The 22,728-nt window shown below is 43.5% G+C and carries 35 protein-coding genes; 34 read left to right on the forward strand and 1 reads right to left on the reverse strand.

Annotation, left to right across the window (positions count from 1 at the left end):
• Nucleotides 1-48 precede the first annotated feature (48 nt).
• The 24 genes from rplP (at nt 49) to prfA (ending at nt 13,683) form a co-directional block, all read left to right on the forward strand.
• Entirely contained in the window at nt 49-474 is a 426-nt protein-coding gene (rplP, locus tag VB732_RS04085; protein ID WP_069070775.1) for a 50S ribosomal protein L16, read from the forward strand.
• Between the two features lie 3 nt (nt 475-477).
• The gene (gene rpmC, locus VB732_RS04090) at nt 478-705 is read left to right on the forward strand and encodes a 50S ribosomal protein L29 (RefSeq protein ID WP_323229561.1); all 228 of its coding nucleotides are present in this window, start codon (nt 478-480) and stop codon (nt 703-705) included.
• Nucleotides 706-711: 6 nt separating this feature from the next.
• Nucleotides 712-960, forward strand: a complete 249-nt coding sequence (gene rpsQ, locus VB732_RS04095) for a 30S ribosomal protein S17 (protein WP_094328457.1) — start codon at nt 712-714, stop codon at nt 958-960.
• A gap of 46 nt (nt 961-1,006) precedes the next feature.
• Nucleotides 1,007-1,375: a 50S ribosomal protein L14 gene (rplN, locus tag VB732_RS04100; RefSeq protein WP_069070772.1), complete on the forward strand. Its 369-nt coding sequence runs from the start codon at nt 1,007-1,009 to the stop codon at nt 1,373-1,375.
• A complete protein-coding gene (rplX, locus tag VB732_RS04105) occupies nt 1,375-1,728 on the forward strand; it encodes a 50S ribosomal protein L24 (protein WP_114081986.1) in 354 nt (117 codons plus the stop codon). Before rplN ends, rplX begins: the two co-directional genes overlap by 1 nt.
• Before the next feature lie 119 nt (nt 1,729-1,847).
• Nucleotides 1,848-2,396, forward strand: coding sequence for a 50S ribosomal protein L5 (rplE, locus tag VB732_RS04110; protein ID WP_012410713.1), 549 nt, complete (start codon nt 1,848-1,850; stop codon nt 2,394-2,396).
• Between the two features lie 20 nt (nt 2,397-2,416).
• On the forward strand, nt 2,417-2,818 hold the full coding sequence (gene rpsH / locus VB732_RS04115; RefSeq protein ID WP_012410712.1) for a 30S ribosomal protein S8: 402 nt from the start codon (nt 2,417-2,419) through the stop codon (nt 2,816-2,818).
• Nucleotides 2,819-2,953: 135 nt separating this feature from the next.
• The gene (rplF, locus tag VB732_RS04120; protein ID WP_094328455.1) at nt 2,954-3,502 is read left to right on the forward strand and encodes a 50S ribosomal protein L6; all 549 of its coding nucleotides are present in this window, start codon (nt 2,954-2,956) and stop codon (nt 3,500-3,502) included.
• A 2-nt stretch (nt 3,503-3,504) separates the two neighbouring features.
• On the forward strand, nt 3,505-3,867 hold the full coding sequence (rplR, locus tag VB732_RS04125) for a 50S ribosomal protein L18 (RefSeq protein ID WP_323229562.1): 363 nt from the start codon (nt 3,505-3,507) through the stop codon (nt 3,865-3,867).
• Between the two features lie 87 nt (nt 3,868-3,954).
• On the forward strand, nt 3,955-4,482 hold the full coding sequence (gene rpsE, locus VB732_RS04130) for a 30S ribosomal protein S5 (RefSeq protein ID WP_323229563.1): 528 nt from the start codon (nt 3,955-3,957) through the stop codon (nt 4,480-4,482).
• A 102-nt stretch (nt 4,483-4,584) separates the two neighbouring features.
• Complete coding sequence (gene rplO / locus VB732_RS04135) at nt 4,585-5,028, forward strand: 50S ribosomal protein L15 (protein WP_323229564.1); 444 nt, start codon at nt 4,585-4,587, stop codon at nt 5,026-5,028.
• Between the two features lie 74 nt (nt 5,029-5,102).
• Nucleotides 5,103-6,416, forward strand: a complete 1,314-nt coding sequence (gene secY / locus VB732_RS04140; RefSeq protein ID WP_323229565.1) for a preprotein translocase subunit SecY — start codon at nt 5,103-5,105, stop codon at nt 6,414-6,416.
• Entirely contained in the window at nt 6,416-6,970 is a 555-nt protein-coding gene (locus tag VB732_RS04145) for an adenylate kinase (protein ID WP_323229566.1), read from the forward strand. The genes secY and VB732_RS04145 overlap by 1 nt, the downstream gene beginning before the upstream one ends.
• 181 nt (nt 6,971-7,151) lie before the next feature.
• The gene (infA, locus tag VB732_RS04150; RefSeq protein ID WP_006276978.1) at nt 7,152-7,376 is read left to right on the forward strand and encodes a translation initiation factor IF-1; all 225 of its coding nucleotides are present in this window, start codon (nt 7,152-7,154) and stop codon (nt 7,374-7,376) included.
• Nucleotides 7,377-7,504: 128 nt separating this feature from the next.
• Nucleotides 7,505-7,618 (forward strand): 50S ribosomal protein L36, encoded by a 114-nt coding sequence (gene rpmJ / locus VB732_RS04155; protein ID WP_015129703.1) that lies wholly within the window; start codon nt 7,505-7,507, stop codon nt 7,616-7,618.
• 119 nt (nt 7,619-7,737) lie between these two features.
• Nucleotides 7,738-8,118, forward strand: a complete 381-nt coding sequence (rpsM, locus tag VB732_RS04160) for a 30S ribosomal protein S13 (RefSeq protein WP_190727936.1) — start codon at nt 7,738-7,740, stop codon at nt 8,116-8,118.
• Nucleotides 8,119-8,172: 54 nt separating this feature from the next.
• Nucleotides 8,173-8,568, forward strand: coding sequence for a 30S ribosomal protein S11 (gene rpsK / locus VB732_RS04165; protein WP_012410703.1), 396 nt, complete (start codon nt 8,173-8,175; stop codon nt 8,566-8,568).
• A gap of 326 nt (nt 8,569-8,894) precedes the next feature.
• Entirely contained in the window at nt 8,895-9,842 is a 948-nt protein-coding gene (locus tag VB732_RS04170; RefSeq protein ID WP_323229567.1) for a DNA-directed RNA polymerase subunit alpha, read from the forward strand.
• 32 nt (nt 9,843-9,874) lie between these two features.
• Nucleotides 9,875-10,225, forward strand: coding sequence for a 50S ribosomal protein L17 (rplQ, locus tag VB732_RS04175; RefSeq protein ID WP_069070759.1), 351 nt, complete (start codon nt 9,875-9,877; stop codon nt 10,223-10,225).
• Nucleotides 10,226-10,300: 75 nt separating this feature from the next.
• Entirely contained in the window at nt 10,301-11,149 is an 849-nt protein-coding gene (truA, locus tag VB732_RS04180; RefSeq protein ID WP_323229569.1) for a tRNA pseudouridine(38-40) synthase TruA, read from the forward strand.
• Nucleotides 11,150-11,214: 65 nt separating this feature from the next.
• Nucleotides 11,215-11,676 (forward strand): 50S ribosomal protein L13, encoded by a 462-nt coding sequence (gene rplM / locus VB732_RS04185; protein ID WP_114081992.1) that lies wholly within the window; start codon nt 11,215-11,217, stop codon nt 11,674-11,676.
• On the forward strand, nt 11,676-12,092 hold the full coding sequence (gene rpsI, locus VB732_RS04190) for a 30S ribosomal protein S9 (RefSeq protein ID WP_012410698.1): 417 nt from the start codon (nt 11,676-11,678) through the stop codon (nt 12,090-12,092). Before rplM ends, rpsI begins: the two co-directional genes overlap by 1 nt.
• 146 nt (nt 12,093-12,238) lie before the next feature.
• Nucleotides 12,239-12,481, forward strand: a complete 243-nt coding sequence (gene rpmE / locus VB732_RS04195; protein WP_069070756.1) for a 50S ribosomal protein L31 — start codon at nt 12,239-12,241, stop codon at nt 12,479-12,481.
• 104 nt (nt 12,482-12,585) lie between these two features.
• Nucleotides 12,586-13,683 carry a peptide chain release factor 1 gene (gene prfA, locus VB732_RS04200; RefSeq protein WP_323201589.1) on the forward strand — a complete coding sequence of 366 codons (1,098 nt, stop codon included), beginning with the start codon at nt 12,586-12,588 and terminating at the stop codon, nt 13,681-13,683.
• 9 nt (nt 13,684-13,692) lie between these two features.
• Here prfA and VB732_RS04205 read toward each other — a convergent pair whose 3' ends face one another.
• Nucleotides 13,693-14,139: a hypothetical protein gene (locus tag VB732_RS04205; RefSeq protein WP_323229570.1), complete on the reverse strand. Its 447-nt coding sequence runs from the start codon at nt 14,137-14,139 to the stop codon at nt 13,693-13,695.
• A gap of 239 nt (nt 14,140-14,378) precedes the next feature.
• Between VB732_RS04205 and VB732_RS04210 the strand changes: the two genes are divergently transcribed.
• The 10 genes from VB732_RS04210 (at nt 14,379) to VB732_RS04255 (ending at nt 22,691) form a co-directional block, all read left to right on the forward strand.
• Entirely contained in the window at nt 14,379-14,741 is a 363-nt protein-coding gene (locus tag VB732_RS04210) for a helix-turn-helix domain-containing protein (RefSeq protein WP_094328443.1), read from the forward strand.
• A 113-nt stretch (nt 14,742-14,854) separates the two neighbouring features.
• Nucleotides 14,855-15,313, forward strand: coding sequence for a DUF29 domain-containing protein (locus VB732_RS04215; RefSeq protein WP_323229571.1), 459 nt, complete (start codon nt 14,855-14,857; stop codon nt 15,311-15,313).
• Nucleotides 15,314-15,429: 116 nt separating this feature from the next.
• Complete coding sequence (locus tag VB732_RS04220; protein ID WP_323229572.1) at nt 15,430-15,894, forward strand: hypothetical protein; 465 nt, start codon at nt 15,430-15,432, stop codon at nt 15,892-15,894.
• Between the two features lie 254 nt (nt 15,895-16,148).
• A complete protein-coding gene (locus tag VB732_RS04225) occupies nt 16,149-16,646 on the forward strand; it encodes a hypothetical protein (protein WP_323229574.1) in 498 nt (165 codons plus the stop codon).
• A gap of 34 nt (nt 16,647-16,680) precedes the next feature.
• A complete protein-coding gene (locus VB732_RS04230; protein ID WP_323229575.1) occupies nt 16,681-17,502 on the forward strand; it encodes an Rpn family recombination-promoting nuclease/putative transposase in 822 nt (273 codons plus the stop codon).
• A 51-nt stretch (nt 17,503-17,553) separates the two neighbouring features.
• The gene (locus VB732_RS04235; RefSeq protein WP_323229576.1) at nt 17,554-17,865 is read left to right on the forward strand and encodes a hypothetical protein; all 312 of its coding nucleotides are present in this window, start codon (nt 17,554-17,556) and stop codon (nt 17,863-17,865) included.
• Nucleotides 17,866-18,020: 155 nt separating this feature from the next.
• A complete protein-coding gene (locus VB732_RS04240; RefSeq protein WP_323229577.1) occupies nt 18,021-19,706 on the forward strand; it encodes an ABC-F family ATP-binding cassette domain-containing protein in 1,686 nt (561 codons plus the stop codon).
• A gap of 222 nt (nt 19,707-19,928) precedes the next feature.
• A complete protein-coding gene (gpmI, locus tag VB732_RS04245) occupies nt 19,929-21,527 on the forward strand; it encodes a 2,3-bisphosphoglycerate-independent phosphoglycerate mutase (protein WP_323229578.1) in 1,599 nt (532 codons plus the stop codon).
• 104 nt (nt 21,528-21,631) lie between these two features.
• Nucleotides 21,632-21,865 (forward strand): preprotein translocase subunit SecG, encoded by a 234-nt coding sequence (secG, locus tag VB732_RS04250; RefSeq protein ID WP_094328436.1) that lies wholly within the window; start codon nt 21,632-21,634, stop codon nt 21,863-21,865.
• Between the two features lie 10 nt (nt 21,866-21,875).
• On the forward strand, nt 21,876-22,691 hold the full coding sequence (locus VB732_RS04255) for a peptidase (RefSeq protein ID WP_323229579.1): 816 nt from the start codon (nt 21,876-21,878) through the stop codon (nt 22,689-22,691).
• The last annotated feature ends 37 nt before the right edge of the window (nt 22,692-22,728 follow it).

Here is a 22,728-nt window from a genome sequence, read left to right on the forward strand (position 1 = left end):
CAGATGACAAATGACAAAGGACAAATGACAAATGACAAGTAACAAACCATGTTAAGCCCTAGAAGAACTAAATTCCGCAAACAACAGCGCGGACGGATGGAGGGACTAGCCAGCCGTGGTAGCACCCTCAACTTCGGTGATTTTGCACTCCAAGCACAAGAACCTGCTTGGATTACCTCCCGGCAAATCGAGGCTTCTCGTCGGGCAATGACTCGTTATATTCGTCGGGGTGGACAAATCTGGATTCGGATTTTCCCTGACAAACCTGTAACTATGCGTCCTGCTGAAACCCGGATGGGTTCCGGTAAAGGTAATCCAGAGTTTTGGGTAGCTGTAGTCAAGCCAGGACGAATTTTGTTTGAAATCGGCGGGGTTTCTGAAGAAATCGCCCGTGAAGCTATGCGTTTGGCTTCATTTAAACTGCCTATAAAAACCAAGTTTATTGTGCGCTCTCAACCACAGGAGCAGGAGTAGCTTATGCCTCTTCCCAAAATTTCAGAAGCTAGAGAATTAAGTGACGAGAAGCTCTCTGATGAAATTGTCGCTGTTAAAAGACAACTATTTCAGTTGCGCTTGCAAAAAGCCACCAGACAATTAGAAAAGCCCCACCAGTTCCGACAAATGCGACACCGCCTAGCCCAGTTGCTAACGCTAGAAACAGAACGCAAACGGGCAGCGAGTCAATTGGCTAAAGAAGAAAAGTAGGAGATTATGGCAGTTAAAGAACGAGTTGGCTTGGTAGTGAGCGATAAAATGCAAAAAACTGTGGTAGTAGCCATAGAAAACCGCGCTCCTCACCCCAAGTACGGCAAAATTGTGGTTAACACCCAAAGATATAAAGTTCACGACGAAGAAAATAAGTGTAAAGTAGGCGATCGCGTTCGCATTCAGGAAACTAGACCCCTGAGCAAAACCAAGCGCTGGAAAATCACAGAAGTCCTGAACGTCAAGCCTGCTTAAACCTCATCGTTGTTAGTTTCTAACAGCATTACAAGGGAGAATAATTGTGATTCAACCCCAGACTTATTTAAATGTCGCAGATAATAGCGGCGCTCGTAAACTAATGTGCATTCGCATCTTAGGTGGAGGCAACCGCCGTTATGGTTTTATCGGTGATAAAATTATCGCCGTTGTCAAAGATGCTACACCCAACATGGCAGTCAAAAAGTCTGATGTTGTGGAAGCAGTAATTGTCCGCACTCGTAAAGCTGTATCTCGTGACAGTGGCATGAGTATTCGCTTTGATGATAACGCAGCTGTAATCATCAACAAAGACGGGAATCCTAGAGGCACACGGGTTTTTGGCCCAGTTGCACGGGAACTGCGCGATAAAAACTTTACCAAAATCGTTTCTCTGGCTCCGGAGGTGCTTTAATGGCAACCAAACAAGGTACGCCCAAAGTTTTCCACAAAATGCACGTCAAAACTGGCGACACCGTACAAGTGATTGCTGGTAAAGACAAAGGAAAAATTGGTGAAATTATCCAAGCACTTCCCCAACTGAGTAAAGTCATCGTCAAAGGTGTCAACATCAAGACCAAGCACGTTAAACCCCAGCAAGAAGGGGAATCAGGGCGAATTGTCACCCAAGAATTCCCGATTCATAGCTCCAACGTGATGCTTTATTCCACTAAGCAAAACGTTGCCAGTCGTGTTTGTTATACCTTTACTTCAGAAGGCAAGAAAGTCAGAAAACTTAAAAAAACTGGCGAGATTCTGGATAAATAGTCATTAGTCATTGGTCATTAGTCATTAGTTATAAAGAAAAGTAACAAAAGACAAAGGGCAAATAACAAAGGACAATAAAAGTTCCCTGACCAAGCCCAGGGATATCAGGACAAAAAACTATGGCGACAACAAGACTCAAAAGCTTATATCAAGAGACAATCGTCCCTAAACTGATTAATCAGTTTCAATATACCAACGTTCATCAAGTACCGAAGTTGGTAAAGGTTACTATTAACCGAGGTTTGGGTGAAGCAGCTCAAAATGCGAAGTCGCTGGAAGCATCCATCAACGAAATTGCGCTTGTTACTGGTCAAAAACCAGTAGTGACGCGGGCGAAAAAGGCGATCGCTGGCTTTAAGATTCGTCAAGGGATGCCTGTGGGGATCATGGTGACACTCAGAGCCGAACGGATGTATGCCTTTTTCGACCGCCTGGTTAGCCTATCACTGCCCAGAATTCGAGATTTTCGCGGCGTTAGCCCTAAAAGCTTTGACGGACGGGGTAACTATACTCTGGGTGTAAGAGAACAGCTAATTTTTCCAGAAGTCGAATACGACAGCGTTGATCAAGTGCGTGGGATGGATATTTCCATCATCACCACAGCAAAAAACGACGAAGAGGGCCGCGCCTTACTTAAAGAATTAGGAATGCCCTTTCGCGATCAGTAAGTTCATCTATAGAGGGAACGATGGCGGCTAACGACACAATTGCAGATATGCTGACGCGCATCCGCAATGCCAACCTGGCGCGGCATCAAACTACACAAGTGCCAGCTACAAAAATGACCCGCAGCATTGCCAAAGTGCTACGGGAGGAAGGCTTTATTGCTGAAATCGAAGAAGCAGAAGAAGGGGTAAAACACAACCTAGTGATTTCCCTGAAATATAAGGGTAAGAATCGTCAGCCTCTAATCACCGCCTTAAAGCGAGTGAGTAAGCCAGGCTTGCGTGTTTACTCCAATAGAAAAGAATTACCAAGAGTACTAGGCGGCATTGGCATTGCCATTATTTCTACATCCAGTGGAATTATGACTGACCGCGAAGCGCGTCGTCAGAACTTGGGTGGCGAAGTGCTTTGTTACGTTTGGTAGTCATTGGTCATTAGTCATTTGTCATTAGTCATTGGTCATTGGTTATTAGTCATTTGTGAAAGACAAAGGACAAAAGACAAAGGACAAAGGACAAATAACAAAAGGCAAAGGGCAAATAACAAAGGACAAAAAGTAATGTCTCGTATTGGTAAACGTCCAATTACTATTCCCGCCAAAGTTCAAGTGGCGATCGATGGTACGAATATTGTGGTGAAAGGCCCGAAAGGAGAACTTTCTCGCACTCTCAGAGATAATGTCTCACTCTCTCAAGAGGGAGAAATATTACACGTAAATCGTCGGGATGAAACTCGGACATCGAAGCAACTGCACGGCTTGAGCCGAACTTTAGTTGCCAACATGGTTGAGGGAGTATCCCTTGGTTTTCAACGCCGTTTGGAAATCCAAGGTGTCGGTTACAGGGCACAACTTCAAGGGCGTAACCTAGTTTTAAACATGGGTTACAGCCATCAGGTGCAAATTGAACCACCAGAAGGGATTCAGTTTGCAGTCGAAGGTACCACTAACGTGATTGTAAGTGGCTACGACAAAGAAATCGTAGGCAACACAGCCGCAAAAATTCGCGCCGTTCGTCCACCAGAACCTTACAAAGGTAAAGGCATTCGCTATGCCGGTGAAGTGGTAAGACGTAAGGCTGGTAAGACTGGTAAGGGTGGTAAGAAGTAGAAATGAAACTTACTCGTAGAGAATCAAAAAACCGTCGTCATCGACGCGTTCGTGGCAAAGTCGTTGGCTCCTCAGAACGTCCGCGTTTAGCGGTATTCCGTTCTAATGAGCATATTTATGCTCAGATTATTGATGATAGTCAGCATCAAACCATAGTGGCAGCATCGACTTTAGAACCAGATTTGAAATCTAGTTTAGCGTCAGGTGCAAACCGCGACGCATCGGTGCAAGTTGGTAAGTTGATCGCATTGCGATCGCTAGAAAAAGGCATCACCAAAGTAGTCTTCGATCGCGGTGGTAACTTATATCACGGTCGTGTCAAAGCCCTAGCTGATGCAGCACGCGAAGCTGGTTTAGATTTCTAAATTGTCTTTTGTCATTTGTCCTTTGTCCCTTGTATAAGAGCTAATGACTAATGACTAATGACTAAATGACTAAAAGAGGCATAAATTATGGCAACAGAGCGTAAAAGTAGAACAAAGCGTGCCAAAAAAGAAGAAACCACTTGGCAAGAGCGGGTTATTCAAATCCGCCGCGTAAGTAAAGTAGTTAAAGGTGGTAAAAAACTCAGCTTCCGAGCGATCGTTGTCGTCGGTAACGAACGCGGTCAAGTTGGTGTCGGCGTAGGCAAAGCTTCAGATGTAATTGGCGCAGTTAAAAAAGGCGTAGCTGACGGCAAAAAACACCTCATTGATATCCCAATCACCAAATCCAACTCCATCCCCCATCCTATTGATGGTGTCGGTGGTGGTGCAAAAGTGATTATGCGTCCAGCCGCACCTGGTACTGGAGTAATTGCTGGTGGTGCTGTGCGGACTGTGTTGGAATTGGCAGGAGTTCGTAACGTTTTAGCCAAGCAACTTGGTTCTAACAATCCGCTCAATAATGCTAGAGCCGCAGTCAATGCCTTATCTACATTGCGGACTCTTTCTGAAGTTGCTGAAGATCGCGGTATTCCTATTGAAAGTCTCTACATCTAACTAGTCATTTGTCCTTAGTCAGTAGTCCTTTATTCTGAAAAAATGACAAATGACAAACGACAAATGACAAACGACAAACGACAAACGACAACTTGGTAACTTATGAGACTCCATGATGTTAAGCCACAAAAAGGCTCAAAGAAACGCAAGAAGCGTGTAGGCAGAGGCATTTCTGCCGGTCAAGGTGCTAGTGCGGGTCTAGGTATGCGTGGTCAAAAATCTCGCTCTGGTAGCGGGACTCGACCAGGTTTTGAAGGTGGTCAGCAGCCATTATACCGCCGCTTACCTAAGCTGAAGGGCTTTCCCATTGTTAATCAGAAGATTTACACTACGATTAATGTAGAGAAGCTAGCCTCCCTTCCCGCTAATACAGAAGTAACTTTGACCTCCTTGAAGGCAGCAGGTATCCTGACTGCTGTCAAAGGGCCACTGAAAATTTTAGGTAACGGGGAATTGAGTATTCCGCTCAAGGTACAAGCGGCAGCTTTCACAGGTTCAGCTCGTAGCAAAATTGAGGCAGCTGGAGGGAGTTGTGAAGTCTTATGAGTGAGCCGGAACAGCGCACTTAAATGCAAGCCAACTCGCTGCCAGCGCCTGGTTCACTATAAAGGTAGCACTCTATGATCAGTCGAGATAAAGCCCCAACGGCTCAAGAAACTTTTATGCAGATGGCACAAGCAGCCGGGCTTAGAGGTAGGCTGCTTGTGACTGTCGGTGTTTTAATTTTGGTTCGCCTGGGTATCTTCTTGCCCGTACCAGGGATTGATAGACCTAGATTTGCCGAAGCCATAGCGGGCAATAATTCCATATTCGGTTTATTGGATATATTTTCTGGGCGAGGACTTTCGACTTTGGGCGTTTTTGCTTTAGGGATTTTACCCTTTATTAATGCGTCCATTATCATCCAATTGCTCACCGCAGCGATTCCATCTTTAGAAAATTTACAGAAAAATGAAGGCGAAGCAGGCCGGCGGAAAATATCGCAAATTACCCGCTATGTAACTGTATGTTGGGCGATTCTTCAAAGCACAGCTTTTTCAGCATTTTTCCTTCAGCAATTTGCCTTAAATCCAGGGCCAATCTTTGTAGCTGAAACTGCGATCGCTCTGACTGCTGGTTCCATGTTCGTCATGTGGGCATCAGAACTGATTACAGAGCGGGGAATTGGAAATGGAGCATCATTGTTGATTTTTGTCAATATTGTCGCATCATTACCAAAAGCTTTAGGTGATACTATCGATTTGGTGCAAGTAGGCGGTCGGGAAACAGTTGGTCGCGTCATCGTACTAATCTTAGTTTTCCTGGCAACTATTGTTGGTATTGTGGTTGTCCAAGAAGGAATGCGTCGCATCCCAATTATTTCGGCTCGTCGCCAAGTAGGTCGTCGAGTTTTGGCAGAGCAACGAAGCTTTTTACCCTTGCGGCTAAATCAAGGCGGCGTAATGCCAATTATCTTTGCCGCAGCCATCCTCAGTTTGCCATTGCTGATTGCAAATTTCGCCAAGAATGCTGAATTGGCAAATATAATTAACACTTATTTGAGTCCAAGCGGTTCTGGCTCTTGGGTCTATGCTTTGGTTTACATGATTTCCATCATTTTCTTCAGCTACTTCTATTCTTCGTTGATTCTCAACCCGGTAGATGTAGCGCAAAATTTGAAAAAAATGGGTTCTAGTATTCCCGGCATTCGTCCCGGCAAAGCGACTAGCGAGTATATCGAGCGCGTTTCAAACCGACTCACCTTTTTGGGTGCTATCTTTTTGGGCTTGGTCGCTATTATCCCAACCGGTGTAGAAAGTGCTTTAGGAGTACCCACATTTAAGGGACTAGGTGCTACCTCTCTATTAATTTTAGTGGGCGTGGCAATTGATACGGCAAGACAAATTCAAACTTACGTGATTTCTCAGCGCTATGAAGGAATGGTGAAACAATAGTGACGCGACTAATCTTCTTGGGGCCACCTGGAGCTGGTAAAGGAACACAAGCTCAAGCATTGGCTGAACACTTAAATATTCCCCACATTTCCACTGGTGAAATATTAAGACAAGCCATGAAAGAGCAAACCCATTTGGGAATCAAGGCTCAAAACTATGTAAATAGCGGTGAGTTAGTCCCTGACCAGTTAGTTCAGGATTTGGTACAGGAGCGCCTCAACCAACCAGATGCAGAAAATGGTTGGATTCTTGATGGTTTTCCCCGCAAAGTGACGCAAGCGGCTTTTCTAGAAGAATTACTGGAAAAAATACATCAGAGTGGTGAAAGAGTAGTCAATTTAGATGCACCAGATGATGTTGTAGTAGAACGTTTGCTAGCTAGAGGGCGAAAAGATGATACCGAAGAGGTGATTCGTCGGCGGTTACAAGTGTACCGCGATGAAACTGCACCTTTAATTGATTATTATCGCGATCGCCAAAAACTCTTAACAGTCAATGGCAATCAGTCCCAAGAAGAAGTCACTGATGAACTGCAAAAGGTAATCATTTTTTGAGAAAAGAGATTAGGTAGTAGGGAGTGGAGAATAAAAGATTCAACACTCCCGCCTACCAAGAAACAAATCAATTTTAGCTAAGATATATTAATAAACTGTTGATATATTTCTTAAAATGTGTTCTCTTGCAGGTTAAGTACTGCAACTGAACACGAAATTGTTGAGTTGAGGAAAAAACAAATTGTCTAAGCAAGATTTGATTGAAATGGAAGGCACGGTTACAGAGTCACTGCCCAATGCGATGTTTCGCGTTGACTTGGACAATGGCTTCAACGTGCTAGCTCACATTTCCGGCAAGATTCGCCGCAATTATATCAAGATTTTGCCCGGCGATCGCGTCAAGGTAGAGTTAACTCCTTACGACTTGACCAAAGGCAGAATTACCTATCGACTACGTAAGAAGTAACTATATGTAAATGTAATGTAGAGAATTTTACCATAAAACCATTTTTTTGACTGTTCGCTAGTCGATTTAGTGGATTATTTTCCCTAAAAATGCTATAATTTAATATTTGGAGTCAAAGAATAAAAGGCATGAAAGTTAGAGCCTCAGTCAAGAAAATCTGTGAAAAGTGTAACGTGATCAAACGTCGTGGTCGCGTTATGGTGATTTGCGTCAACCCCAAGCATAAGCAACGTCAAGGATAAGACTCTTACCAAGAGAGTAAGTTTTAACACGCAACTCATCATTAATTAAAACAAAAAGACGTGATTGATCACGTTTTTCCAACCAACAGTAATTGCGAGAACAATAGGGAGAGTTCATTGTGGCACGTATTGCCGGAGTAGACCTTCCACGCGATAAGCGCGTCGAAATCGGTCTAACTTACATTTACGGAATTGGTTTATCACGCGCTCAAGAAATTATAGCGGCTACTGGTGTGAACCCAGACACCCGTGTTAAGGACTTAAGTGATGCCGATGTGACAACCCTGCGAGGGGAAATAGAAAGCAACTATCAAGTTGAAGGCGACTTGCGGCGCTTGGAGTCTTTGAACATCAAGCGCTTAGTTGACATTGGGACTTACAGAGGTCGTCGTCATCGCATGGGCTTACCTGTTAGAGGACAAAGAACTCGAACTAATGCCAGAACCCGTCGAGGCAGAAGGCAGACAGTGGCTGGTAAGAAGAAGGCTCCAGGGAAATAAATTTGCAACGCTTGCTAATCAGAGCAAGTTTCACCTTAAATCAACTAAACAAGTATGGCGAGACAACCAACTAAAAAATCCGGGAGCAAGAAGCAGAAACGGAATGTACCCAGTGGGATGGCCTACATCCAGTCTACTTTCAACAATAGCATTGTCACCATTACCGATCAGAATGGAGATGTCATCTCCTGGGCTAGTGCTGGTTCTAGCGGTTTTAAGGGAGCAAAAAAGGGAACTCCCTTTGCAGCGCAAACTGCTGCTGAAAGTGCAGCCCGTAGAGCCATCGATCAAGGAATGCGTCAAATTGAGGTAATGGTCAGTGGGCCAGGAGCAGGTAGAGAAACTGCTATCCGGGCACTTCAAGGAGCAGGACTGGAAATCACGCTCATTCGGGATATTACCCCCATTCCTCACAATGGTTGCCGTCCACCCAAGCGCCGTCGAGTTTAAATACCAAGATTTGGCATTGAGGACGAAAAGCTACAACCAAAGGAAGTAAATTTCCTTGCAATGATCGCTTGGGCGGATAACGCGCAAACTGTCATTGGGTGAAGCTTGGGCGACCAAAAGCGAGTCAGATTTTTCCTATAGGGAAAGCTGTTAAGCTTCGGGAACCCCAAATATTATTAGCGCCTGCAAGCTCAATAGGAGCATCAAACTATACCGTGATTTCATACTAATAGTTTGATAAACCTATAATCTACAGGACATAAATTCAATTCGGGAGGCAATTGATTTGTCTGCTAGCAGCACCTTAGAAAAAGGGAGGCTCATCCGTGGCGCAGTTTCAGATTGAATGTGTAGAGTCGAATACTGAAGAAAGTCGGAACCATTACAGTAAATTTGTTCTGGAACCTCTAGAACGCGGTCAAGGAACAACGGTTGGCAACGCACTGCGGCGGGTTTTACTGTCTAACCTAGAAGGTACAGCAGTTACAGCAGTGCGGATTGAAGGCGTTTCACACGAGTTTGCCACAGTTCCGGGCGTGCGGGAAGATGTGCTGGAAATCCTCATGAAAATGAAGGAAGTCATTCTCAAAAACTATTCCTCGCAACCCCAGATTGGTAGATTAGTTGTTAGAGGCCCAGCAACAATCACTGCGGCGCATTTTGATTTACCTAGTGAAGTAGAGGTCATCGATCCGACCCAGTATGTAGCCACCATTGCTGAGGGTGGAAAGCTGGAAATGGAATTTCGGATCGAGAAAGGCAAAGGCTATCGCACGGTAGAGCGAGGACGTGAGGAAGCCACATCATTGGATTTTCTCCAAATCGACTCAATATTTATGCCGGTGCGAAAAGTCAACTACAGCGTTGAAGAATCTCGCGGGGAAGGCTTGATTCCAAAAGACCGACTGCTGTTGGAAGTTTGGACAAATGGCAGTATTTCCCCTCAAGAGGCACTATCTTCGGCCGCTGCGATCTTGGTAGATTTATTCAACCCGTTGAAAGATATCTCCCTAGAACCAACAGATACAGGTTCAGAGATCCCAGACGATCCAACTGCCCAGATACCCATCGAAGAGTTGCAGCTTTCTGTGCGGGCATATAACTGTCTCAAACGGGCACAAGTTAACTCTGTGGCAGATTTGTTGGATTATACCCAAGAAGACCTCTTAGAAATTAAGAACTTTGGGCAGAAGTCAGCAGAAGAAGTCGTGGAAGCTTTGCAGCGACGCTTAGGCATCACCCTGCCAATGGAAAGAGGCTCTAAACACCCTTAAGAAAAACCGTTCATAACTCATAGTGCATAATTATGCGTCACCGTTGTCGCGTCAAAAAACTCAGTAAACCAGCCGATCAACGCCGTGCTTTACTGCGATCGCTCGCCACCGAGCTGATCCGTCATGGTAAGATCACCACCACTTTAATTAGAGCGAAAGTTCTAAGAAGTGAAGTGGAAAAAATGATTACTCTAGCTAAAAATGGCTCCTTGGCAGCACGCCGGGAAGCTCTTGGCTATATCTTCGACAAACAACTGGTTCACGCTCTATTTGAGCAAGCTCCTACTCGATATGGCGATCGCCAGGGCGGTTATACCCGCATCCTGCGTACCGTACCGCGTCGGGGTGATAATGCAAAAATGGCAATAATTGAATTGGTTTAAGTCATTTAGTCATTGGTCATTAGTCATTGGTTATTCACAAATGACAAAGGATGAATGACAAAGGACAAAATCTGTATGTTAGAAAGCCACCAGCCTACACAAACTCATCGAGTAGCCTTGGTAATCCAATACCTGGGCACTCATTTTCATGGCTGGCAAAGGCAAAAACAACACCGGACAGTTCAAGAAGAGATCGAAATTGCGATCGCTACTATTCTTGGGTATCATGTAACACTACATGGTGCTGGGCGAACCGATTCTGGAGTTCACGCTGCTGCTCAAGTAGCCCATTTTGAAGCAACAGGTTTCATTCCGCCTCACAAGTGGGCAACAATCCTCAACAGCTACCTGCCGCCAGATATATTAATCAGGGCTTCAGCTAGTGTCGATAACCGTTGGCACGCTCGCTTTAGTGCAGCCTATCGACGGTATCGCTACACAATATATACTGAAGATCGGCTTAACTTGTTTGTAAGACCCTTCAGTTGGCATTATTATTATGCACCCCTGGATGAATCTTTAATCCAAGCTGCCTTGGAACCTCTCTTGGGAAAGCATCACTTAGCTGCTTTTCACCGTGCAGGCTCAAAGCGATCGCATTCCTGGGTAGAGGTGCAAGCAGTAGAGTGTCGTCGCAGTGGGCCATTTATCCATATTGAAATACAGGCAGATGGATTTTTGTATGGCATGGTACGGCTGTTGGTAGGGATGCTGGTAGAAGTAGGTTCTGGACAACGAACACTTTCTAACTTCACCGAACTTTGGAAAGAAGAACGCCGGGAAGAAGTGAAATATGCCGCACCGCCTCAAGGCTTGTGTTTGTTGCGAGTCGGCTATCCCGATTTTCCCTTTCCAAAAGAGATTTGGTACGACACCTTGCCAAAGTTCGTCACTAGTCAAGAGTCATTAGTCATTGGTTCTTAGTAACTACGAATGACAAAAGACAAATGACTAATGACAAATTAAAAATGACAAAGGACAAATGACAAATGACAACAGTTAAAACATACCTTCCTTCTCAAGCAACCCTTGAGCGTGAGTGGTACATAGTAGATGCCACCGATAAACGTCTCGGTCGCCTCGCCAGCGAAATCGCCCAGGTATTGAGAGGCAAAAAGAAACCCGAATATACACCTCATTTAGATACAGGTGATTTCGTAATCGTCATTAATGCCGAAAAAGTAGCAGTCACGGGCAAAAAACGCACTCAAAAGCTTTACCGCCGCCATTCTGGTCGTCCCGGCGGCATGAAAACGGAAACTTTCGCTAAACTGCAAGACCGCATACCAGAGCGGATTTTAGAACAAGCTGTTAAAGGTATGCTACCTAAAAATAGCCTCGGTAAGCAGTTGTTCACCAAGCTAAAAGTTTACGCTGGGCCTACGCATCCCCATGATGCTCAAAAACCTAAAGAACTAAAAGTTAATACAATTCCTGGAGAAGAAAATTAATGGTAGTAGCAGATGCTAATAGCGGTCGCGCCGTATACTGGGGTACTGGCCGTCGTAAGAACGCAGTAGCACGGGTACGCTTGGTTCCAGGCACAGGTCAACTGACTGTGAACGGTAAAGATGGAAACTTGTATTTCCAATTTAACCCCAACTATCTGGGAGTGATTAAAGCGCCCCTGGAAACTCTGGGATTAGAAAACGAATATGACATTTTGGTGAAAGCAGAAGGCGGCGGCTTGACCGGACAGGCTGATTCTGTTCGTTTGGGAGTTGCTCGTGCTTTGTGCCAACTCGATCCAGACAACCGCCCACCTTTGAAAACCGAAGGTTATTTGACTCGTGATCCAAGGGCTAAAGAGCGGAAGAAATATGGTTTACATAAAGCTCGGAAAGCGCCTCAGTACTCTAAGCGTTAGAAATTGGGCATTGGTGAAGAAGGTGATAGATTACAGGGGACAGGTGATAGTTTTCTGTTACCTTTAACCTGTTCCCTTCTCGCTTCTTCTAGCTGCAATTGAACGCTGAAAGTTATAATTTATATAGATTCATCACAAAAAAAACAATGGCTAAAGCTGATATTCACCCCAAGTGGTATCCAGATGCTAAAGTTTACTGCAACGGTCAAGTTGTTATGACCATTGGCTCCACCAAGCCAGAATTGCATGTAGATGTTTGGTCTGGAAATCACCCATTTTACACCGGCACTCAGAAGATTATTGACACTGAGGGTCGAGTAGAGCGCTTCCTCCGCAAGTACGGTATGAGCAGCACTCAAACATCTGGCGACGAACAAGACAAAAAGTAGCGAGTTGGCTCTGCTGTTAACGACGGCCCTGCATCAGCTGGGTCGATTTTCATTTATATGCTCGAGCCAATTTGTTATTTTTTTAAGGAGCGATCGCAATCGTCATGGCTGAATCATACTTACTGGACAAACTAAAATCCGTTGAACAAACTTTTAATGAACTAACACGTCGTCTTGGCGACCCCGATACGGCTAGCAATCCTGATGAGTATCAAGAAATTGCTAAGTCTCGTTCTTCTTTGGAAGAGGTAGTTGATACTTATGAAATTTGGAAAACAGCCCAAGAAGACTTGATCGGAGCGCGTGAGGTTTATAAAGAATCTGCGAGTGATCCAGAGTTGCAAGAAATGGCATCACTGGAAGTAAAAGAACTTGAAGAGAAAATAGAACATTTAGAGTCTCGCTTGAAAGTCTTACTGCTACCACGCGACCCCAATGATGAAAAGAATATCATGTTGGAAATTCGCGCTGGTACTGGTGGCGATGAAGCAAGTATTTGGGCTGGCGATTTGATGCAGATGTACACCCGCTATGCCCAGACTCAAGGTTGGAAAGTTTCTCTAGTGAGCGAATCTCGCGGAGAAATGGGTGGCTGGAAAGAGGTCATTCTGGAAATTAAAGGTAATGATGTTTATAGCCAGCTAAAGTTTGAAGCTGGAGTGCATCGTGTGCAGCGCGTGCCGGCAACTGAATCTGGGGGACGGGTTCATACTTCCACAGCTACCGTGGCGATTATGCCAGAGGTCGATGATGTGGAAATTCACATTGACCCGAAAGATATTGAAATGACTACAGCTCGTTCTGGTGGTGCTGGTGGACAAAACGTCAACAAGGTGGAAACAGCCGTTGACTTGATGCACAAACCGACGGGAATACGCATTTTCTGTACAGAAGAACGCAGCCAGTTGCAAAACAAAGAACGGGCTATGCAAATTCTGCGGGCGAAGTTGTATGACATCAAGTTAGGCGAACAACAAGCAGCTGTTACTTCCATGCGGCGATCGCAGGTTGGTACTGGATCGCGATCGGAAAAAATTCGCACCTATAATTATAAAGATAACCGCGCTACCGATCATCGGTTAGGTCAGAATTATTCCCTTACCCCTGTTTTGGATGGTGATTTAGAGACACTTATCCAATCTTGTATATCTTTAGACCAACAGGAACGGCTGGCGGAGTTAGCGACTTCTGCCGCTAACTAATTTTTGCTGTTAAATATCCTGTAAAACCACTTGTTGTACTGTTGCTTTTAACACAGACAGGTGGTTTTCTAATATTGCGTGCAGTGTATCTTCTATTTCACTGGGATAATGGTAATAAGCAAATTCGTACTTCATAACGTAATTTAGCTTTGCCCATTCCTTCAGAGTTTCACAGGTATAAATTAGCTTTTCCACTTCTTCTTGCCAACGTGCAAAAATCCGGTAGCTAAAAAAGCTGCTGCATATATTGCCTTTTGCATCCCAGTAAGAAATACATACTTGATGCTTCAGAAGGTGGATTTTTTTGATTTGCTTAACATCGTAGCCTTTAACTTTTAAAGCTTCTTTGGTTTCTGCGTCAGAAATGTTCCACTGTTCTGGTTTAATTTTATTAGTGGCTATAAAGTTTTTACCTTTGCGGCGATATTGGTTAATTTTGCGTGGCTTGCGAAACATGATGCACCTTCGATATTATTTCTCGCAGCAAAGTCTAGCTACTAGCACAAGCGCCGTAGCAAACTAAGTTTTTTGGGTTGGTTAAAGATAAATGGGTTCGTCTACTAGCTTGATGCCTGTAGTTGGCGATTTACAACCAGAGATATAGTTTAGTACTAAAACACAAGGCTGTCAATATAAAAGTAAACTTGTAATATTGAAAGTAGACTTGTAAATAAAGTTGGCTAGCTATATAAGCAGTGAAGATCGAAAGCAAACAAAAACTGATTGAAATCATTAAACTAGCTCGCGGTTCAATGAGTCAGCGAGCCTTTGGTAAGCTTTTGGGAGTATCTGCTACTGCTGTTCAGATGTGGGAAAAAGGTGTGAAGGTTCCAGATACAGAAAATTTGGCTCGAATCGCATCGAAAGCAGGCTACACAATGGAAGAGTTAATCAGCTGCATAGATGGCAAGCCAATTCCAGAAACCTCAGATTTGAGTCTAATTCTTAGACAAATCCAGCACATGCCTTTGGCGCAAGTGGCTCAAATAGTCCAAGCTGCGGCAGAGAGATTGGCAGCTGTGGCAGAAGCATCCGGGGATGAAGCGAAGGCTAGTTGAATATTAAAATAATTCGTAATACTTCGGCTACGCTCAGTACAAGTTCGTAATTCGTAATTCGTAATTAAGTTTTTTAGCTAGCTCGTGGTTTCTTGCTGTCAAGATTCAACTCTATGGACAAACCTTGTTTGTATGACCAAGATTTCTATGGCTGGACACAGCAGCAGGCTAAAGCGTTAGAACAGAGGCTAGTTATGGAACTAGACTGGCAAAACCTGCAAGAGGAAATTCAAGCTTTAGGGAGACAGGAGTATCGGGAACTCGTGAGTCGTCTGAGTGTATTACTCGGTCATCTCTTGAAGTGGGAGTATCAACCCGAACAATGCTCTCGCAGTTGGTTTTTAACAATTCGAGAACAGCGCCGCGCCATTCATAGGCATCTGCGACAGAACCCCAGCTTAAAATCTCGAATAGAAGAAGCTTTGTTAGATGGCTTTGAAGCGGGAGTTGATTTGGTGCTTCGAGAAACTAACTTACCATTACGAACTTTTCCAGAGCATTGTCCTTATTTATTTGATGATGCGATCGCAGACAATTTTCTGTGCGATACTCGTCAAGACTGGGAAGGATAATTACTACCATTTTCATGACGCTCATTTGTTATTTGGAGATACCTTAAGTAGAACGAAGTGAAAAAAATTATATATTTATAAGTTTTACTCCAAGTTAGTTAGATATAGTTACATCTATGAAAGAAGTAATAGAAAATGTAAAACAAACTATAGCGCAAAAACAAATACTTTGGGCTTATCCAATTGCACTGAAATTACAAAAACATCACTATAGTTTGGTAATCCAATGGGCAATAGAATGCATACAAATATATTCATCCGAGATTGAATCGGACAAACTCTCCCAGCTTAATAAATATATTCAGCAAGCTTTGTCAGAGCCAAATTTTTTAACTCCTTTACAGTGTGATGAAATTAGTCGAGAAATATGGTATTTGCCTGAAAGGGAAGAAATTCAAACTGCAATAGCTCGACTATGGGCTTCTATGGCAGCTTTTAAAGATGGAGAGGATCGTGGTGGAGTAATCGAAACCACTAGGGCAGTCGAATTAGTATTACCTGATATATACGATCATCGTCTATTAGATCGATACCTAGAAGCTGCTGTAATAATTTTTGAAGAATACGAATCACAAAACTAGGCGTGTGAGTATTAGAATGCCATTGATTCGCCTGGCGATCGCTAATTTTGGCTGAGTTAGAGGTTCTGGTAGAAATACATAACGGCTGCACAAACTAAGTCCATCTGCGTGGATTCCAGCAAGTTGAAACCCCCGGAGATAGGTTTTATCTATATAGCTACGATTTCAATCGCCAGTGCTAGGGTATTTTACTGGCAGCTAAGGAATAAATGGTTTTAAAATAGTGCAATCTTAAAATATTTAGGGGTGCAGCTATGTCGCTACGCAATGAGCCTTTAGATTGGCAACTTGAAACGAATAATCCTTATATACCAGTTTATCATCAAGGGAATTTAGTGGGATTTTTTAAACCAGAATATGCCAGTGAAATTATTAAAGTTTTAAATGAAGAAGAAGTTTTAAGGAAAGCGCTAAAAATGGCTTGTACTGATTTAATTAAAAAAATTGGCGGCGATACCAGAAAAGTCAATTATTTAATGGAAAAATATGTGAAAACTAGTGAACGTCCAAAGCATGGAACTAGAGCGATCGCAGTTTTACTTCAAGATAGGCAAAAAGAGCTTGACTTGAGCAATCAGGAGTTTGCTAAATTCTGCGACACCTTTAAATTATCTCCCACCGAACTAAATAATATTTATGCTGGAGAAGCATTTGATGATACTTTGTTAGCGCCATTATCACGTATATTAGGGATGGCAAAAGAGCAATTGCTGAAAGTGCGAGATGGTTCTGAAGAATCAAGCAACACATAAATAGCAAATCAAAATCTTCAACTCAGATAAAATTGTGAAAACAGACATCATCTTTTATCGGCTGTTTCAAGAATTCCCTGATATCTTCTTTGAACTTATTGGTAATCCTCCAGAAGAAGCTAGCCTTTATCAATTTTCATCAGTTGAAATCAAACAAACAGCCTTCAGAATTGATGGTGTATTTCTACCGACACAAGGAAGCGAGAACCCGATTTACTTTGTAGAAGTACAATTTCAAGCTGATGGGGAAATTTATTCACGGCTAATTGCAGAAATATGTTTATACCTCCGTCAAAATCAACCGTTAAATGATTGGGGTGCTGTGGTTTTATACCCAAATAGGAATGTAGATACAGGCAATATCAAACATTACCGTGAGTTTTTCACAAGTGGGCGCGTCAGGCGCATTTATTTGGATGAATTAGGTGAAGGTGCATCGCTTCCAATTGGCATTGCAACTGCTAAATTAGTAATTGCAACCGACGATATAGCAATTGTCCAAGCAAGGGAGTTGATAGACAGAACTAAGTCAGAAATAAGTTCACCACCAAAACAGCAGCAATTATTACAATTTATAGAGACTATTTTGGCTTACAAATTTCCTGCAATGAGTAGGGAGGAGATGGAGGAAATGTTTGGATTAAGCGAGTTAAAGCAAACCAGATTTTATCAGGAAGCCTTTCAGGAGGGTGTTGAACAAGGTAAGGTTCAAGGCATTGAACAAGGTAAGGTTCAAGGCATTGAGCAAGGTAAACTCAGAGCAGTACCAGCAATGTTGGCAGCCGGGTTGACTGTAGAACAAGTAGCACAGGCGCTAGATTTGAGTGTCGAACAAATCAGACAAGCCGCGCAGTAGGATTCTTCTGATCAAGGAGTAGAGGAATTGGTGGACTACAACATAGGAACTATGAGTTTCAAAGATACAAAAGTTTATCAAGAAGCATTTGAAGAAGGGCGTTTGGAAGGTTTACGGCAATCAGTACCTCGTCTATTAGATTTAGCGTTAACTATTGAGCAAGTTGCGGAGGGATTAGGTTTAACTATAAACCAAGTTCAAAACGCGAAACTCTATCATGATGGCATCCAAATAGGGGAGCGTATAGCCAAATTAAAATTAATACCCACCTTATTAAAATTGGGGGTGACAGTAGAACAAGTGGCTGAGGCATTTGATTTCAGTGTCGAAGAAGTTAGACAAGTAACACAAAGCCAGCCTTAAGATAGATGTGGTAAATTTTATCCGTGGCTTAAGCCAAATTTGGTTTGCGGCTTCCAAACTTGATCACGACGAATTTATAGTTAATTTTTGTTAATATTAGAGGCGGTGTTAGTACTTCGTCCTCAACCACCCACTCCCTACCTGAGAGAAACTTAATGCTGCGACTAGAACATATAAGTAAAATTTATCCCACAGGCGAAGTTCTCAAAGATATCAACTGGGAAGTTAAACCAGGCGATCGCATTGGCTTAGTCGGTGTCAACGGTGCTGGGAAATCCACCCAGTTAAAGATCATTTCTGGGGAAATTGAACCCACCGCAGGCGAAATTATCCGTCCTAATAGCTTACATATAGCCTACCTCAACCAAGAGTTTGAAGTAGACCCCAGCCGCACCGTTAGAGAAGAATTTTGGACTGTCTTCCAAGAAGCCAACGAAGTACAGTTATCTCTGGCGCACATCCCACAAGAGATGGAAACGGCTAACCCAGAGGAACTGGATCGACTGATCGACAAGTTGGATCGCTTGCAGCGCAAATTTGAAGCCTTGGATGGCTACAACTTAGATGCACGCATCGGGAAAATTTTACCAGAGATGGGGTTTGGGCTAGAAGATGGCGATCGCCTCGTCAGTGCCTTCAGTGGTGGTTGGCAAATGCGGATGAGTTTGGGTAAAATTCTGCTGCAAAAACCCGACTTGTTGCTGCTGGATGAACCGACTAACCACCTAGATTTAGAAACCATTGAGTGGTTGGAAAATTACCTCAGAGGGCTGATTACGCCGATGGTAATAGTCTCCCATGACCGGGAGTTTCTTGACCGCCTCTGCACCCAAATTGTGGAAACTGAACGTGGCGTTTCTGCTAGCTACCTTGGTAACTACTCGGCATATTTGGAACAAAAAGCCGAAAGTCAATCAGCACAACTGAGTGCTTACGAACGCCAGCAGAAAGAATTAGAGAAACAGCAAACCTTTGTTGATAGATTTCGCGCCAGTGCTACCCGCAGTACCCAGGCAAAAAGCCGGGAAAAGCAACTCGACAAAATCGAGCGCATTGAAGCACCCGTTGGTGGTATGAGAACTCTCCACTTCCGTTTTCCCCCTGCACCCCGCAGTGGACGCGAAGTAGTCGAAATTAAAGATTTAACTCATCTTTATGGTGAGAAAATCCTATTTTTATCAGCAAATCTGCTAATTGAAAGGGGCGATCGCATTGCTTTTCTTGGCCCCAACGGTGCTGGAAAATCTACCCTGCTGCGCGTAATTATGGGTATGGAACCACCCACAGAAGGTATTGTTCAATTAGGGGATCACAACGTTATTCCCGGTTACTTTGAGCAAAATCAAGCTGAAGCTTTGGACTTGAAGAAAACTGTCATGGAAACTATCCATGATGAAGTTCCAGACTGGGATAATCAAGAAGTTCGCACGCTTTTGGGACGCTTCTTATTTACTGGTGATACTGTATTTAAGGCAGTTGGGGCATTAAGTGGAGGAGAAAAAGCTCGTTTGGCGTTGGCAAAAATGCTCTTACGTCCCGCGAACTTACTAATTCTAGATGAGCCGACAAACCACCTAGACATTCCGGCGAAAGAAATGCTGGAAGAAGCGCTTAAAAACTATGATGGTACGGCAATTGTAGTTTCCCATGACCGCTACTTTATTTCTCAAGTAGCTAACAAAATCGTCGAAATTCGTGATGGTGAATTCCGCGTTTACTTAGGAGACTATCATTACTATCTCCAGAAAATTGCCGAAGAAAAAGAACAAGCAAAGTTAGCTGCGATCGCTGCTGAAAAAGCTGCTAAAAAAGCTGCAAAAGCTTCCAGTAAAAAGAAATAAGAGATCGAGTACAGACTTAGTAGTAGTGCTAAAATGCTACTACTAAGTAATTATTTGTTATTAGCAATAACCGACGTTACATAAAAATTGCTAAAGTTTAAAAAATCATTCAAAAAACTGTTAAGTCTCTCATAAAATAAATTAATAAGCAAAAATTCACTTGCGGCGTGGATTAGCAGTGGTATCATTCGGATATTACAAAAAGTAAAGGGCAATTTTACTATGACCAAAGCACCTGTTGCTCCTGTGGTGCTAGTCATTTTAGACGGATGGGGCTACTGCGAGGAGAAGCGAGGAAACGCTATTGTTGCTGCTAAAACTCCCATTGTGGAAAGTTTATGGGCAGCTTACCCGCATACCCTCATCCGCACATCAGGAAAAGCCGTAGGGTTGCCAGAAGGTCAAATGGGCAACTCGGAAGTAGGTCATTTGAACATTGGTGCTGGGCGAGTTGTACCGCAAGAACTGGTACGCATCTCCGATGCGGTCGAAGACGGTTCTATTGCCTTAAACCCAGCACTCGTCAAAATCTGCCAGGAAGTTCGCTCTCGGAATAGTAAGCTGCATCTAATCGGGCTTTGTTCTGAGGGAGGGGTACATTCTCATATCACCCATCTATTCGGACTACTTGACTTAGCCAAAGACCAGAGAATTCCAGAAGTTTGTATTCACGCCATTACCGATGGTCGTGACACCGCCCCAACTGACGGTGTAAGAGCAATCACAATGCTGCAAAATTATATAGACCGCACAGGAATTGGGCGCATAGTCACCCTTAGCGGTCGCTACTACGCGATGGATCGCGATCACCGTTGGGATCGGGTCAAACGTGCCTATGACGTGATGACTCAAGATGGTTCAGGTGATAATCGCAACGCCGTGGAAATCTTGCAAGCATCTTACGCCGAAGGGGTAAAAGATGAATTTGTCAACCCCATCCGAATTGCACCCGGCGCAATAGAACCAGGGGATGGAGTGATATTTTTTAACTTCCGCCCCGATCGCTCCAGACAACTGACTCAAGCTTTGGTCAGTTCCACATTTAACGGTTTTGAAAGACAGCAAATCACACCACTGTCTTTTGTCACGTTTACACAGTATGATTCAGACTTACCCGTGGCTGTAGCCTTTGAGCCGCAGAATCTCAGTAATATTCTGGGAGAAGTCATAGCCAATCACAGTCTAAATCAGTTCCGCACCGCCGAAACAGAAAAATATGCCCATGTCACCTATTTCTTTAATGGGGGTCTGGAGGAACCTTTTGCTGGAGAAGATCGGGAACTGGTAAGTAGCCCAATGGTAGCGACTTACGATCATGCCCCAGCGATGTCAGCAGTAGCAGTTACAGATGTTGCGATCGCTGCGGTTCAAAAAGGTACATATTCCTTAGTTGTGATTAACTATGCCAACCCAGACATGGTAGGGCATACTGGTCAAATCGACGCTACCATTACAGCAGTTGAAACAGTCGATCGCTGTTTAGGTCGCTTGTTAGAGAGCGTTATCAAAGCCGGCGGTACAACAATTATTACTGCCGATCATGGCAACGCTGAGTATATGCTAGATCATGGGGGTAATCCCTGGACAGCTCATACTACTAACCCAGTCCCCTTCATCTTGGTGGAAGGAGAGAAAGTCAAAATCCCTGGATATGGTACAAATGTCGAACTGCGAAGCGATGGCAAGCTATCCGACATTGCCCCCACAATTCTAGAGATTTTACAGCTGCCTCAGCCACCAGAAATGACCGGGCGATCGCTGCTGAAAACAGCAGATTATGAGCTACAACGTACTCGCACTCCCGTGCAAGTAGGGCTGTAAAAGATTGCTGAGTTCTGAGTTAGGAGTTTTTAGTGAACTCCTAACTTTTGAATTTAGAATTCTGACTCCTGTTTTTTAAAACTTGTTATAAATGAGATTCCACCATGACAGTTACTAATATCGTGCAAGGCATTTGGGCATTTTCCGCCACTGGTTTGATTATCTTAGTTTTATTACATAGCCCCAAAGGTGATGGCATTGGAGCCATCGGTGGACAAGCCCAGCTATTTAGCAGCACCAAAAGTGCAGAAAACACCTTAAATCGAATTACTTGGGCATTGACAGTAATTTTTCTCGGTTTAACAGTAGTTTTAAGTGCTGGTTGGCTACCTAAATAAGGATAGGTAAATGGGGAAAAAAACCCAACACCAAATACTTAACATCCTAATAACTTTAATCTCACAACGGTTAATTACAGCTCTTGCCTTATTTATTGGCACAGGGCTGTTTATCGTTCGTATTAATCTTCATTCGAGTTATGGGTTTACAATAATACCAAAATATGTATATTCAGACTTAAAAATTTCTCTCTCTACTTCATCTCCCCCAAAACCCCATCCCTTACCGCCTACACTTGCACAGTGGCAAGATAATACTAATAGTGGTGACTACTTTTCCCAAGTCACAACAACTCAAGTTGGTTATTTAATCTGGTCACAATTTCCTGTAAGAGTTTACGTAGAACCACCAAAAGCCGTTAGCGAAAAACAAGCTCAAGCATGGGTTAACGCTGTATTACAGGGTGTACAAGAGTGGAGTAATTATTTACCTTTAACAATAGTCGAACAGCCAGAAGTTGCTGATATTAGGATTGTCCGAAAAGCGCCACCTCTACAAATTTCGCCTGGTAGTAATATAACCCGTGCGCGATCGGCACAAACTACTTACGAGTTATACACCAGCAACAAAGTTTTATCCCACCGCTTCACCATCTTGCTAAGTCCCAGTCAAACAGGTGAGTATCTCATTGCAGCAGCCCGCCACGAATTTGGTCATGCACTGGGAATTTGGGGTCATAGTCCGCTACAAACTGATGCTTTATACTTTTCACAAGTTCGTAACCCGTCACCTATTTCTCCTAGAGATATAAATACTCTAAAGCGGGTTTATGAACAGCCAACTACTTTGGGATGGTCTTTAATAGATAATTCAAAAATTAATTGATTGATAGGTAGACCATAAGCTCGTCACTACGGAAAAA

The sequence above is a fragment of the Nostoc sp. UHCC 0252 genome (assembly GCF_034931145.1).
Classification (GTDB): Bacteria; Cyanobacteriota; Cyanobacteriia; order Cyanobacteriales; family Nostocaceae; genus Nostoc.